Genomic DNA, 13,811 nt, shown 5'->3' with positions numbered 1-13,811 from the left:
CGGGGGGTGGACCCGGGCTCTCGCGTGTCGTGACGGCTGCCATGGGCAGCGGAAACGTATCTGTGCATGCATGACCACTGACATGGAACACCTGTTGAACGTACGTCTGTGCGAGCGTTTCGGTGATGTGGCCGACTGGGCCGAGGTCACGTCCCTGATCGCGTCCCACCTCCGGGTCGTCGTCTCGGCGCTCGGACCCGAGTGCGCCGTGACCTTTCTGACGGCGGCGCGTCGAGCCCTCGACGAGGAGGAGTCCCGGGCAGGAACGATTCATCTGGGCTTCGGGGCCCACCTCTGGACGCACCTCGAAGACGTCACCTGGAGCGCGTCGCCCCTGGCCAGGACCTCGGCCTGGGACGCGATGCTGACCATGCACCGTCTTTCCGTACTGGCCCCCGACCCACGCCTCGACGCGCATATCGACAGCGCGCTGGACGCCTGCCGCCTGCGCCTGGTGCCGGCGGCCGCAGGGTTCTGACGGGCGGGACCCGGGTGTGCGAGCGGCCGGGGAACTGCGTCTCAGCGCAGGGCCCCGGCGCGCCGGAGGGTCGCGCGGTCGTCCCCGACGAGCAGGCCGTGCGGAAGCGTCTCGTCGTTCAGCAGCCGGGCCAGTGCGGAGGCGTGTACGCGGAAGGCGAGCCTGCACCGCTCGCGCTCGGGGTGGTCCTCGTCGAGCCCGAGCAGCAGCACCGACCGCTCGTCGTCGGCGTCGACGGGCTCGGACAGGTGCGCAGCGACGACCAGAAGGTCGACCAGGCCCGATCGCACCGCAGCCGAGATGTCGGAGTCGGCGGCGAGGCGGAGAAGGAAGGGCACGGCCGTCGGCATGGCCGCGCTCATGTGGAGGACGCCGTCGAGCAGGGCATTGCCGAGCAGGCGGAGTGCCTCGGCGTCCGTGGTCTCGTCGAGCAGGCAGGGGAAGAGGGCGGGGATCCCGGAAGGCCCCTCAGGAGCGGGCGGCCAGGCGGCTTCGGCGCAGCCCAGAAGCGCGGGGTGGCCGGAGCCGGCGACCCCCGCCCGCGGATGCTCGCGAAGGAACCGAGCGAGGGCGGCCTCTCTGGCCGCCACGTCCGCCACGCACATCCGTACGTCCGCCTCTCTCCTGCCGCGACATCGCCCCGGTGGGTGCGCGGACGAACTCTCGCCCGGCTGACGCCTCGGACGCAAGCGTCCGGGATCGACCAATCAACCGCGAGGTGATCGAAATTCGATCAATCGATGGGATTGCATTGACTCGATCACGGGCCGCACCTACCTTCTGGCCGCACCCGACCGCCAGAAAGGTTGTTGCGTCATGACGAACAGAGCTTTGCCCGCAGGGCAGTTGCTGGGCCGCTGGCTCATCGCCGCCGCCCTCGCACTCGGCGGCACCGCCGCCCTCACCGGCACCCCCGCAGCGGCCGCGGGGAGCGTCACCTATGTGGACTGCTCGCGGGCGGCCGCCGGGGACGGCAGCCAGGCGGCGCCGTTCAACAGCATCGGCCAGGCCAACGGCAGGACGTACGGCCCCGGCGACACGCTCGCCTTCGCCGCCGGCACCACCTGTACGGGCTCCCTCGCCCCGCAGGGCAGCGGCACCGCCACCGCCCCCGTCGTCCTCGGCAGTTACGGCACCGGTGCCCTGCCCGTGATCGACGGCGGCGGCGCCCCGAACGTCGTCTCCCTGACCAATCAGGACCACTGGCGGATCGGCAACCTCAAGCTCACCAACCCCGCCGCCACCCCCGCCCGCCGCACCGGACTGCGGATCTCCGCCAACGACGGCACGGCGCACCGCGGCTACGACATCGCCAACCTGGTCATCGACCGGGTGGCCGGGCAGACGAACAAGAACAGTCCCACCACCGAGGACTTCGTCCAGTCCGCCGGCATCGTCACCGGCGCGAGCGGCACGAACTCGACCCTCAACGACGTCCACGTCCACGACAACCAGATCAGCAACACGGGCGGCGGCGGCCTCAAGATCCGCGTCGGCGCCATGGCCGTCAAGGGCACCGGAGTCCTGATCGAGAACAACACCGTCAAGGACGTCGGCGGCGACGGCATCATCGCCAGCTACGCCGAGGCGCCCATGATCCAGTACAACAACGCCTCCGGCGTCGGCAACGGCGTCTACCCCTTCTCCGGCGGCAACTTCGCCGGCATCTGGGTGCTCGGCGACCACAACCCGACCATCCAGAAGAACGCCGTGTACGGCATCACGCGGATGTCCGTCGCCGACAGCCAGGCCTTCGACTGCGACTGGGGCAACACGGGCGCCTGCACGATCCAGTACAACTTCAGCCGCGACAACATCGGCGGTCTCTTCCTCGACTGCGACGGCTGCGGCACCATCGGCGGCGCCCAGCAGATCATCCGCTACAACATCTCCGAGAACGACTGCCGCATGAGCAGCGTCAGCGCCGGACGCTCCGCACTGCACATGTACAACAACGTCCTCTACTGCACCGACAAGAAGTTCGACATCACGCTCCCCGACGAGAGCGTCGTCGAGAACAACATCTGGGTGGGAACGACCGACTCCCGACTGCCCACGGCCTCCGGGATCTCCTGGCTGTGGAACGTCTTCCAGGGCGTGCCCAGGCCGACCGCCAACGGCATCGTCGGCGACCCGCAGTTCGTGAACCCCGGCACCGGCGGCGACACCATCCTCTCCGCCGACGGCTACAAGCTGCGCGCCACGTCCCCCGCCCTGAACAACGGCGCCGTCATCAGCGGCAACGGAGGCCGCGACTACTGGGGGAACCCGGTGAGCGCGACCACGAAGCCGCACCGCGGCGCGTACAACGGTCCGGGCATGTAGCCCCCTTGTGACGGCGGGAGGCCGAGGACGGGTGGGGTCCGTCCTCGGGCGTCGCTCACGGCGCCACGTGGTGGTACCGGGTACAGGAGAGGACCATGCCGTCGTCGGCGATCGTGAAGACGTCGACGAAGCGCAGGTCCTGCCCGTCGGTGTCCGGGACCACGCGGCGCCCCGTGGCGATCACGCCGCGGTCCTGGCCCACGACCCGGTCGATCTCGTGGCGGGCCCGCGGCGGGGTGTGGGCGAAAGGGGAGTGCAGGACCGCCGGGCGACCGCGGAACGGCGCCAGACCCGGCAGTTCGAGGACCACGCCGTCGTGCAGCAGGGAGGCGCACGAGTCCAGGTCACCGGCGTCGAGGTAGTCGTAGACCAGGCGGACATGGTCGATTCCCACGGCGGTGACCAGGTCGGCCGGTCCCGGCAACCCGGCGCTCGTCTCATCTTGGCGGTTCAACGGCTGAGCCCCTTTCACTCTCGGCCAGGATTCTGGGGGGAGCCGCCAACTCCGCGTTATCCCCCCTCTATCTCCGACCGGGATCTTCACGGCATGGACAGGGCGGGGGTGGTTGTGGAGACTGTCCTCACTCGGACCTGACGTGTCAACTCGTTTCTTTGGTGGGGGAATCGGTGACGGACGACATCGGGGACAGATCCCAGGAACTCCCGGACATGTCGCCCCTCGCCTTCCGGCTCCTGGGACCGCTGCAGGTCCACGGTCCCGGCGGGCCGCTGCGGCTGCCGCCCGGACGCCAGGAGGTCATCCTCGCGGCGCTGCTCCTGGAGGTGAACCGGGTGGTCAGCACGAACCACCTGGTGGACCTCATCTGGGAGGACAACCCGCCGGAGACCGCCCGCACCCAGGTGCAGATCTGCGTGTCGCGACTGCGGAAGCTCCTCGCCGGGGCGGACGGCGAGGTCTCGATCACGACCCGCCCGCCGGGGTACGTCCTGCACACCGACGCGGGGAACGTGGACGCCGCTCTCTTCACCGACCTCGTCTTACGGGCCCGCAGACTGCGCGAACAGGGTGAACTCGACAAGTCCGTACGCCACTTGAGGGACGCGGTCACGCTGTGGCAGGGCGACTGCCTGTCCGGCCTCGACAGCGGCCCGCTCGCGAACAAGGCACGCCAGCTCAACGAGGAACGCCTGACCGCCGTCGAACTCCGCATCCAGCTCGAACTCGAACTCGGGCGGTACGACGGCCTCGTGGGCGAACTGCAGCGGCTCACCCACGAACACCCCCTCCGTGAGAAGCTGCGCGGCCAGCTCATCCAGGCCCTCTACTGGTCGGGACGGCAGGCCGAGGCCCTCGAAGCGTTCCGCGCCGCGCGGCGTCTCCTCGCCGAGGAGCTCGGCCTGGAGCCCAGTCGGGAGCTGAGGGAACTCGAGTCGGCGATCCTCGCCGGCCGGCTCCCCGCCCCCACCGGAGCCGTACCCGCCCGCGTGCCGGGGGAGAAGGCCTCGCACGAGGAGCCGGCGCAGCAGCCTCCGGCCGTGGAGTCCGGGGAGGACACCGAGGCAGCCGCCCCACCGTCCGCAGAATCGGTTCGCCAGGACGCTGTACCCCACCAACTCCCTGCCGCCGTCGCCGACTTCGTGTCCGACGCCGGCCAGATCGCCGCACTCGAGGAGGCGCTGACCGGACGGCCCGGCCGCACCACCGTCGGTCTCGCCGCCATCACCGGAAAACCAGGCACCGGCAAGTCCACCCTCGCCGTGCACGTCGCCCACCTGCTCTCCGAGACCGGCTTCCCCGACGGCCAGCTCTACTGCGACCTGCGCGGCACCACCGGCACCCCGGCCACCCCCGAGGAAGTCCTCGGACGGTTCCTGCGCGCGCTCGGCATCCCCGGCCAGCTCATCCCCGAATCCCTCGACGAGCGCGCCGAGATGTACCGCACCCGACTCGCCTCCCGCCGCGTCCTGGTCGTCCTCGACGACGCCGCGGGCGAGGGCCAGGTGCTGCCGCTGCTCCCCGGCAGCCGCGGCTGCGCCGTCCTCGTCACCGGCCGCGCCCGCCTCACCGCCCTGCCCGGCGCCCACCGTGTGGAACTCGACGTGCTCGCCGAGGACCGGGCACTCGAACTCCTCGCCCGGATCGTCGGACGCGAGCGGGTCGCCGACGAGACCGCCGCCGCGGAAGCCCTGGTCCGCACGGTCGGACGGCTGCCCCTGGCCCTGCGGATCGTCGCCGCCCGCCTCGCCGCGCGCCCCCACTGGACGCTGGCGTCGATGGTGCAGCGCCTCGCCAACGAGCGGCACCGGCTCGACGAACTGACCCACGGCGAGATGACGATGCGCGCCAGCCTCTCGCTCACCTACGAGGGTCTGGCGCCCGAGGACCGCAGGCTCCTCCGCCTCCTGAGCATGGCGCAGGCGCCGACCCTGCCGAGCTGGCTGGCGGGCGCCCTGCTCGACGACCGCCGCCCCTTCCCCTCGGACCTCATGGAACCGCTGGTCGACGTGCAGATGCTGGACGTCGCCGGAGTGGAGCGCACCGGCGGCTTCCGGTACCGCTTCCACGAGATCATCCGCGTGTACGCGCGGGAACAGCTGGCCGCCCACCACACGCCCGAGGTCCGGCAGGAGGCCCTGGCCCGGATGGCGGGCGGCTGGATGCACCTGGTCCAGCAGGCCCACCGCAAGGTGTACGGAGGCGACTTCACCATCCTGCACGGCGACGCGCCCCGCTGGGAGCCCCCGGCCTCGTACACGGAAGAGGTGCTCGCCGACCCGCTGGCCTGGCTCGACGCGGAACAGGCCTCCCTGTGCGGCATGGTCGAGCACACCGCCGACGCGGGGCTCCACGACCTCAGCTGGGACCTCGCGACCTCGCTCGTCACGCTGTTCGAAGTGCGCGGCCACTACGACCTGTGGGAACAGACCCATCTGAGCGCGCTGGCCGCCGTCCGCAAGGCCGGCAACCTGCGCGGCACCGCCGCCGTACGGGCCTCGCTCGGCTCGCTCTACATGAGCCGCAACCAGTTCGACACGGCCCGGCAGGCACTGAACTCGGCGCTCGACGTATTCCAGGCCCTCGACGAGCCGATGGGCGAGGCCCTGTGCCGTAGGGACATGGCGCTCATCGCGCGCATCAGCGGCGACGACACCTCGGCCCTGGAGCTGTACCGGAGGTCCCTGGCGGACTTCGACCGGGCGGGCGACGTCGTGGGCCGTGCGATCGTGCTCACCCAGAGCGCGCACATCCGGATGCGACAGGGTGAGATCGCGGCGGCACAGAGCCAGTTGGACGAGGCGCTCGACATCTACGAAGGGGTCGGTTACACGGGCGGCCGGGCGAGAACACTGCGGCGCGTCGGACAGCTCCTGCTCGAACAGGGCCGCAGCGACCTGGCGGTCCTGACCTTCACGGAAGTCCTCGAACTGTGCCGGGACTCCGGCGACGTGATCGGGGAGGGCCATCTGCTCCGCGACCTCGGGCACGCCTTCGCCCTCATGGGTCGGCCCGACCGGGCCCGGGACTTCTACGACCGCGCGGTGACCGCGCGGGAAGGCGTCATGGATTTCAGCGGCGGCGCGCTGGCGCGCCTCGACCTCGCCCGTCTTCTCGGCGCGGAGCCGGGGCGCTCCCGGGAACTGCTCGTGCCGGCGGTCGAGGTGTTCCGTGAGCGGCGGATGGGGCGGGAACTGGCGGAAGCGGAGAGGCTCCTCGCGAGCGGCTGCTGACCGTGTGAGAGGACCGGTCAGTCCCAGGGGTTGTTGTCGCTGATGCACGGGACGGTGGTGCCGTCGGTCGTCGTCCCCGTCGTGGTGCAGACCGTCGTCGTCGTCGTGGTGGTGCCGGTCGTCTCGTCCGCCCAGCTCGCCTGGACGCCGACGCCCGTCACGACGACGATCAGCGCGGCGGTGACGGCGGCGCGGAGGGACGTGCGGGCGGCGGCGGTGGTGTTCGACATCGGATGGCTGCCTCTCGGTCGTGTGCGGCGTTTCCTTCTGACCACCAACCTAGGAACCGGCGGATTCACGGCACCGCTCGCTGCCTTATCACCCCGCTATCACGCGACCGCCCCCCGCCCGCCCCGCTATCACGGGCCTCGATGCCGCTATCGCCCGGCCTCCTCACCCCGTTAGTGCCGGGATGCCCCCTGAATAGTCGCGTCCGGAGCATTGGTCCCAGCAGACGGCGAGGCGCAGCCCCCGGCCGGCGGCCCGACCGGGCCGTCACCAGGGGCGGAGCGCCCCAACTCGACGAGTGGGAGCTTCTCATGACGACCAGTCTCTCCCCGGAGGGCATCGCGACGGCCACCGCCGCACTCGGCACCCTCATCCGCGGCCACCGGCTCCGCATCGGCCTGACCCAGCAGGAGCTGGCGGACCTCTCCACCATCAGCGTCCGCGCCATCCGCGACCTGGAGAAGGGCAAGGCACAGCGCCCGAGAGCCGACACGATCCGGCTGATCGCCGACGGCCTGCGCCTGGGCCCCCGCGCCCGCACCGCCCTGGAGGACGCGGTGCGGCGAGGACACCGCGGCGGCCTCGGAACCCGCCACCTCACCGCCGAGCAGCCGGCCCCGCCCGTACCGCTGCATCCGCTGATCGAGAGGGACGCCGAGGCCACCGTCCTCACCGAGGAGCTGCGCTCCGGAGCCGAACGGCTGATCACCGTCGTCGGCCTCAGCGGCGTCGGCAAGACGCGCCTGGCCCTGGAAGCGGCGGCCCGCCTCCACGACGCCGGCTTCCCGGTGCTCTGGCACACGGCCCCCGGGGCGGTCGCCGACTGCCTGCCGGCCTGCGACGACCAGTACGACGCGCTCACCGCCGACTGCGCCGCATACCTGCACGGCGACGGCCGCGCCGACGACCTGGCTCCCGAACTCTCCGGAGCGCTCGGCGACCGCGCCGTACTCCTCGTCCTCGACGGCGTCGACACGGCACTGCTCGACTTCCACCGGCTGACCCGGCTCCTGCGCGAGCTGCCCGGACTCCGCCTGCTCGTCACCGCCGACGAACCCTGGAACGTCCCCGGCGAACGCCTCTTCCTGCTCTCCCCGCTGGAGGCGCCCGACCCGTCCGACGGCATCCGTCCCGACGCGCCCGCCGCCCGCTTCCTCCTCAGCCGGCTCCGCCACGTACGCCCCGACATCGTCCCCGACGAGCGCGTCCTCGCGGACATCGCCTGGATCGGCCACCGCCTCGACGGCCACCCGCTCGCACTCTCCGCCGCGGCCTCCTGGCTCACCGTCTGCGACCTCCCCACACTGCGCGGCATCGTCGAGTCCGACCCGGCGCCCCTCCTCGACCACCTGGCCGACGGCCGCTCCGGCTCCCGGCTGCGCGAGCGCGTCGCCCGCACCCTGGCCGCGCTGCCCGACACCCACCGGCAGCTGATCGGCTCCCTGTGCGCCGCGAGCGAGGACGCGTTCGTCCTGGAGGACGTCGTCCGGCTCACCGGCATGCCCCTGCCGCACTGCGGCCGCATGGTCCGCGACCTGCTGGTCAGCGGCGTGATCCGCGCGGGCACGGAAGGCGACCGCTCCGCGTTCCGCGTGCTCTGCGTGGCCCGCGCCGTCGCCACGGGCTCGACGCTGACGGCGAGCCCCGCGGGGACCCCGGCCCACTGAGCGGCCGCTCGTACGGCGGGTGAAGTCGTACGAGTCGTACGACTTCCGTACCCGCTGCCGCTCGATCGCCCAGGGAGTCCGTTACGACTGCCGCAGCCGCTGCCGCCCGACTGCCGCCCCGCCGCCGAACCGCTGGCGTACCGCCGCATCAACTGCCGCTCCCCGCCCCGGCCCACCGGTTGTATGGCCAGTGCCAGCGCCTCTCCTCCCTCTCCTCCGCCGTGACTTCCACAGGAGCCCCTCATGCCGTTCGACACGCCCGTCGCACCCGCTCCGGCTGCCGTCCGGTTGCCGCTCTCGGTGGCCCAGCGTGACATCTGGACGGCACACGCCCTCGACCCCACCGGCGTCAAGTACAACGTCGCCGAATGCCGCGAGATCAACGGCCCGGTGGACCCGCAGCTGATGGCGGCCGCCTGGCGCAGGCTCGTCGAGGAGGCGGACTTCCTCCGCATCCGCCGCTTCGAGGACGACGGCGAGCAGGTGTGGCAACTGCTCGACGCCGACGCCGGCTCGCGCACGCTGCCGTTCACCGACGTGAGCGCCACGGACGACCCGGAAGCCGAGGCCTGGCGCCTGATCGACGCACTGATCTGTGCCCCCTTCGACCTCACCGACCAGCCGCCCGTCCGCTGCGCGCTGATCAAGCTCGGTGAGGAGCGGTACTTCTACTTCTACGGGTTCCACCACCTGGTCGTCGACGGCGTGGGCGTCTCCATGGCCCTCGCGCGGCTGATCGAGCTGTACGAGCGGGCCGTCGCGGGCGAGACCTGGGGCCCCTCCCCGTTCGGGAGCCTCGCCGAACTGCTCGCCGAGGACGCGGAGTACCGGCAGTCCGAGGAGGCGGCCGCCGAGCGCGCCGCCTGGCGGGAGCACCTCGCCGGAGCCCCGGACGCGCCCGCCGGTCTCGTCCGGGGCACCGGACGGGCGACGGCCGCGCACGGCGGCCTGCCCTTCGCGCGGCGGAGCGTACGGGTGTCCCCGGCCGACGCGGAGCGGCTCCGCTCGGTCGCACGCGCCGAGCGCGCCTCCTGGTCCGTCCTCCTCGTGGCCCTGTTCACCGTCTACCTGCACCGCGTCACCGGACAGACGGAGCTGGTGATCGCCCTGCCCGTGACCGGCCGGACGTCCCGGCTCGCCCGCAGCACCCCGGGCATGTCGTCGAACGTCGTCCCGCTGAGGCTCCGCGTCCGGCCCGAGGAGTCCCTCGGCGCCCTGGTCCGCTCGGTGGGAGCCGAGGTCAAGCACGGTCTGCGCCACCAGATGACCCGGTACGAGGACCTGTGCCGCGACGCCGGCGTCATCGACGGCGCCCGCAGGCTCGCCACACCCGTCCTCAACATCATGGGCTTCCACGCGGACCTCACTGTGTGCGGCCACCCGACGGTCAACCACAACGTGAGCAACGGCCCGGTCGACGACCTCAGTGTCGCCGTGCTCGACCTGGGCGCCGCGAACGGGCTGCGGATCGACTTCGACACGCCCGTCGAGGGCGTCGACGTGACGGCCGTCGCCGCCCACCAGGACCGGTTCGCCGCCTTCCTCACCACCGTCCTCGCCACCGAGCGACCCGCAGAACGCCGGACAGCCGACCTGGACGTCCTGTCGGAGGCGGAGCGCGAGCTCCTGACGGGCGCGTGGGCCGGACCGGTCGGGCACGCGGTGGAGACGACGCTCGTGGAGCGGTTCGAGGAGCAGGCGGCCCGCTTCCCCGACGGGGTCGCCCTCATCGACGAGGCGGGCGAGGTCACGTACGCCGAACTGAACGCCGCCGCCAACCGCTGGGCCCGCCACCTTCGCTCCCAGGGCCTCGGCCGCGGCGACATGGCCGGCGTCCTCCTCGAACGCGGAACCCGCTTCGCCACCGCTCTCCTCGCCGTCCTGAAGACCGGCGCCGCCCACGTACTGCTCGACCCGGACTTCCCCGACGACCGGCTGCGCTCGGCGGCCGCCGACGCCGGCATCAGCCACCTCGTCACCCGCCCGCTGCTCGCCGCGCGCGTCGAAGGCCCCTGGGCCACGCACACCGAGGCCCCCGGCGAACTCCTCTCGTACAACCCCGGCAATCCCCGTCTGCCGCTGGGCCCCGACGACCCGGCCTGCCTGATGTTCACCTCCGGGTCGACGGGCCGGCCCAAGGCCATCCTGTCCTCCCACCGCAACCTGGTGGCGACCCTGATCGACCAGCCCTACCTCCCCACGGGCCCGGACCAGGTCTACCTCCAGTGCTCGCCGGTGTCGTGGGACGCGTTCAGCCTGGAGTTCTGGGGCGCCCTCCTGCACGGCGGCACGGCGGTCCTCCAGCCGGGCCAGAAGCCCGAACCGGCCCTCGTGACCGAGCTGGCGCGCCGGCACCGCGTCACGACGCTCCTGCTGTCCGCGACCCTCTTCAACTACCTCACCGACGAGCACCCCGAGGCCTTCGAGACCGTCACCACCGCCTTCACGGTCGGCGAGGCCGCCTCCCCGGCCCACGTCCACAAGCTCCAGCGGCTCAGGCCCGGCATCTCCGTCCTCAACGGTTACGGACCCGCCGAGGTCATGATCTACGCGACCACCCACACCATCGAGCCCGGCGACCGGCCGCACCCGGTGATCCCCATCGGCACCCCGCTGGTCAACAAGCCCGCCTACGTCCTGGACGCCCGGCTGAACCTCTGCCCACCGGGAATGACCGGAGAGCTGTACGTGGCGGGCGACGGCCTCGCCCACGGATACCTGGGCAGGCCGGACCTGACCGCCACCCGCTTCGTACCGAACCCGTTCGCCGCGGAGGGCGGCCGGCTGTACCGGACGGGGGACCTGGCGCGCTTCGACCGGGACGGGCGTCTCCTGTACGAAGGCCGGGCGGACGACCAGATCAAGATCCTCGGCTTCCGCATCGAACCCGGCGAGACCGAGGCCGCGCTCCTGACCCATCCTCAGGTCACCCGGGCCGCCGTGACCGTCCACGAGAGGCGACTGGCCGCCTATGTCGTCGTCGCGGACGGGGAGACGGATCCCGAAGAGATCCGCCGGCACGTCGCCGAGCGGCTCCCCGAGCACCTCGTCCCCACGTACGTGACGCCCCTCGACCGCCTGCCCGTCACACCCAACGGGAAGATCGACAAGCGCGCGCTGCCGGCCCCCGCGACCGTCCTGGGCACGGACCGCACGCCGCGCAACGAGACCGAGAAGACCCTGGCCGCCCTGTTCGGCCGAACCCTGGACCTGACCGGCCCGGTCGGCATCGACGACAGCTTCTTCGCCCTCGGCGGCCACTCGCTGCTCGCCGCCCGGCTCACGAACCACATCGCCGAGGCGTTCGGCGTGCGCCTGACCATCCGGGACGTCTTCGGACACCCGACGGTGGCGGGGCTTGCGGAACTGCTCGGTGAGCAGGGTGCCGTACGGACCGTCCCGCCGCTGGTTGCGGGGGAGGGGGCCGGGGATCTGGTTCCTGCGTCGTTCGCTCAGCGGCGGTTGTGGCTGTTGTCGGAGTTGGAGGGGGACAGTGCGGCCTACAACGTGCCGGTGGTGGTGCGGTGCGAGGGCGGGCTCGACCTGGAGGCGCTGGAGTCCGCGCTGAGCGATGTGGTGGAGCGGCACGCCCCGCTGCGGACGGTGTTCGAGTCGGTGGAGGGCGAGCCGCACCAGAGGGTCCTGCCGCCGGAGCGGGCGCGCGTGTCGGTGGACCGGCGACGGGCCGACGCCGCCTCGCTGGAAGCGGAGTTGGCCACGGAGGCGGGCCGCGTCTTCGACCTGGCCGTGGAGCTTCCGCTGCGGGCGGTGGCGTTCGAGCTGGGGGACGACACGGTTGTCCTCTCGCTGGTGATGCACCACATCGCGACGGACGGGCTGTCGAACGGTGTCTTCTTCGCGGACCTCCAGCGGGCCTATGAGGCCCGGCTCGCCGGGGCCGAGGGGCGTGTCCTGGAGCCGCCCGCCGTCCAGTACGCGGACTACGCGGTGTGGCAGCGGCGGGCGCTGGGTTCGGCCGACGACCCGGAAAGCGTGCTCGGCCGCGAGCTGGACTTCTGGCGGCGGGCGTTGGAGGGCCTGCCGGAGGAGCACGGACTCAACCTGGACCGCCCGAGGCCGGCGAGGGCCTCCCACCGGGGCGGACAGGTCGAACTCGACCTGGGCGCGGACGTGTTCGAGCGCGTCGTGCTGCTCGCCCGCTCGGAGGGGTGCACGCCGTTCATGGTGGTGCACGCGGCCCTGGTCGCGGCGCTGGCCCGGCTCGGCGCGGGGTCCGATCTGGCGATCGGGACGCCGGTCGCCGGGCGCGGTGAGCGCTCGCTGCAGGATCTCGTCGGGTTCTTCGTGAACACGCTCGTGCTCCGGACCAGCACCGCCGGTGACCCGAGCTTCCGGGAGTTGCTGGACCGGGTGCGTACCGCCGACCTGGACGCCTTCGCGCACCAGGAGTCCCCCTTCGACCTCGTGCTCGAAGCGGTGAACCCGAAGCGGACCCTCTCGCGCCACCCGCTCTTCCAGATCAGCCTCGGTTTGGAGACCGACGGCGGCCCCGCCTTCGAGCCGAGCGGGGTCCGGACCGGTCCGGTGGAGACGCTCTCCAGCGGATCCGTCAAATTCGACCTGGAGTTCTTCCTCCGCTCCGACGACGAGAAGGAGCTGCGGGCGACCGTGCTCTTCGCGGCGGAGCTGTTCGACGAGGCCACGGTACGGCGGATGACGACCGTCCTCGGCGAGGTGCTGCTCCAGGTCCTCGACGAGCCGGGACTGCGTCTCTCGGGCTTGGAGGTCCTGTCGGAGACGGAGCGCGAGCTCCTGACGGGTGCGTGGGCCGGACCGGTCGGGGGCGCGGTGGAGACGACGCTCGTGGAGCGGTTCGAGGAGCAGGCGGCACGGTTCCCCGACCGGGTCGCCCTCATCGACGAGGCGGGCGAGGTCACGTACGCCGAGCTCAACGCCGCCGCCAACCGCTGGGCGCGCCACCTGCGCTCCCGTGGCCTGGGGCGCGGCGACATGGCGGGCGTGCTGTGGGAGCGCGGGGTGGAGTTCGCGGCGGCCGTGATCGGCGTCGTGAAGACCGGGGCGGGTTACACGCTCCTCGACCCCGACTTCCCCGACGAGCGGCTGCGCTCGGCCGCGACCGACGCCGGTATCGGCGTCCTGGTCAGCGAACCCCGCCTGGCCGCACGCCTGAACGGCCCTTGGGACACGGTCTCTTGCTCCTCACGGCAGCTGACGGAGCTCAGCGGCGAGAACCTCGGCACGGACCTGGGCGCTGATGACGTGGCGTGCTTGATGTTCACGTCGGGTTCGACGGGGCGGCCGAAGGCGATTCTGTCGTCGCACCGGAATCTGGTGTCGACGGTCAGCGGTCAGTCGTACGGGTTGTTCGGTCCGGGTGAGGTGTTTCTGCAGTGCTCGCCGGTGTCGTGGGACGCGTTCAGCCTGGAGTTCTGGGGTGCGCT

8 protein-coding genes are annotated in these 13,811 nt (G+C 72.0%); 5 read left to right on the top strand and 3 right to left on the bottom strand.

All coding sequences use genetic code 11. The annotated features are described in order from the left end of the window. Positions 1-94: 94 nt before the first annotated feature. Complete coding sequence (locus ABT041_RS10140) at positions 95-478, top strand: hypothetical protein (protein ID WP_351182025.1); 384 nt, start codon at positions 95-97, stop codon at positions 476-478. A gap of 41 nt (positions 479-519) precedes the next feature. Here the strand turns inward: ABT041_RS10140 and ABT041_RS10135 are convergent, their stop codons facing one another. Continuing rightward, complete coding sequence (locus tag ABT041_RS10135; protein ID WP_351182022.1) at positions 520-1,068, bottom strand: hypothetical protein; 549 nt, start codon at positions 1,066-1,068, stop codon at positions 520-522. Between the two features lie 226 nt (positions 1,069-1,294). On the opposite strand from ABT041_RS10135, the gene ABT041_RS10130 reads away from it, so the two are divergent. After that, positions 1,295-2,803 (top strand): right-handed parallel beta-helix repeat-containing protein, encoded by a 1,509-nt coding sequence (locus ABT041_RS10130; RefSeq protein ID WP_351182019.1) that lies wholly within the window; start codon positions 1,295-1,297, stop codon positions 2,801-2,803. A gap of 55 nt (positions 2,804-2,858) precedes the next feature. Here the strand turns inward: ABT041_RS10130 and ABT041_RS10125 are convergent, their stop codons facing one another. Then, positions 2,859-3,257 carry a nuclear transport factor 2 family protein gene (locus ABT041_RS10125; RefSeq protein ID WP_351182016.1) on the bottom strand — a complete coding sequence of 133 codons (399 nt, stop codon included), beginning with the start codon at positions 3,255-3,257 and terminating at the stop codon, positions 2,859-2,861. 215 nt (positions 3,258-3,472) lie between these two features. Here ABT041_RS10125 and ABT041_RS10120 point away from each other — a divergent pair, with 215 nt between their 5' ends. Then, entirely contained in the window at positions 3,473-6,493 is a 3,021-nt protein-coding gene (locus ABT041_RS10120) for an AfsR/SARP family transcriptional regulator (protein ID WP_351182731.1), read from the top strand. A gap of 17 nt (positions 6,494-6,510) precedes the next feature. Here the strand turns inward: ABT041_RS10120 and ABT041_RS10115 are convergent, their stop codons facing one another. Continuing rightward, positions 6,511-6,723, bottom strand: a complete 213-nt coding sequence (locus ABT041_RS10115) for a hypothetical protein (protein ID WP_351182013.1) — start codon at positions 6,721-6,723, stop codon at positions 6,511-6,513. Between the two features lie 309 nt (positions 6,724-7,032). On the opposite strand from ABT041_RS10115, the gene ABT041_RS10110 reads away from it, so the two are divergent. Both ABT041_RS10110 and ABT041_RS10105 read left to right on the top strand, forming a co-directional pair. Continuing rightward, the gene (locus ABT041_RS10110; RefSeq protein WP_351182010.1) at positions 7,033-8,388 is read left to right on the top strand and encodes a helix-turn-helix domain-containing protein; all 1,356 of its coding nucleotides are present in this window, start codon (positions 7,033-7,035) and stop codon (positions 8,386-8,388) included. Positions 8,389-8,631: 243 nt separating this feature from the next. Beyond that, the coding region (locus tag ABT041_RS10105) for a non-ribosomal peptide synthetase (RefSeq protein ID WP_351182007.1) at positions 8,632-13,811 on the top strand (5,180 nt) is incomplete at its 3' end.

It is taken from the genome of Streptomyces sp. NPDC002825 (assembly GCF_040295385.1).
GTDB lineage: Bacteria > Actinomycetota > Actinomycetes > Streptomycetales > Streptomycetaceae > Streptomyces.
The sequence above is the reverse complement of the archived record's forward strand: the minus strand, read 5'-3'. Positions and strand labels throughout refer to the sequence as shown.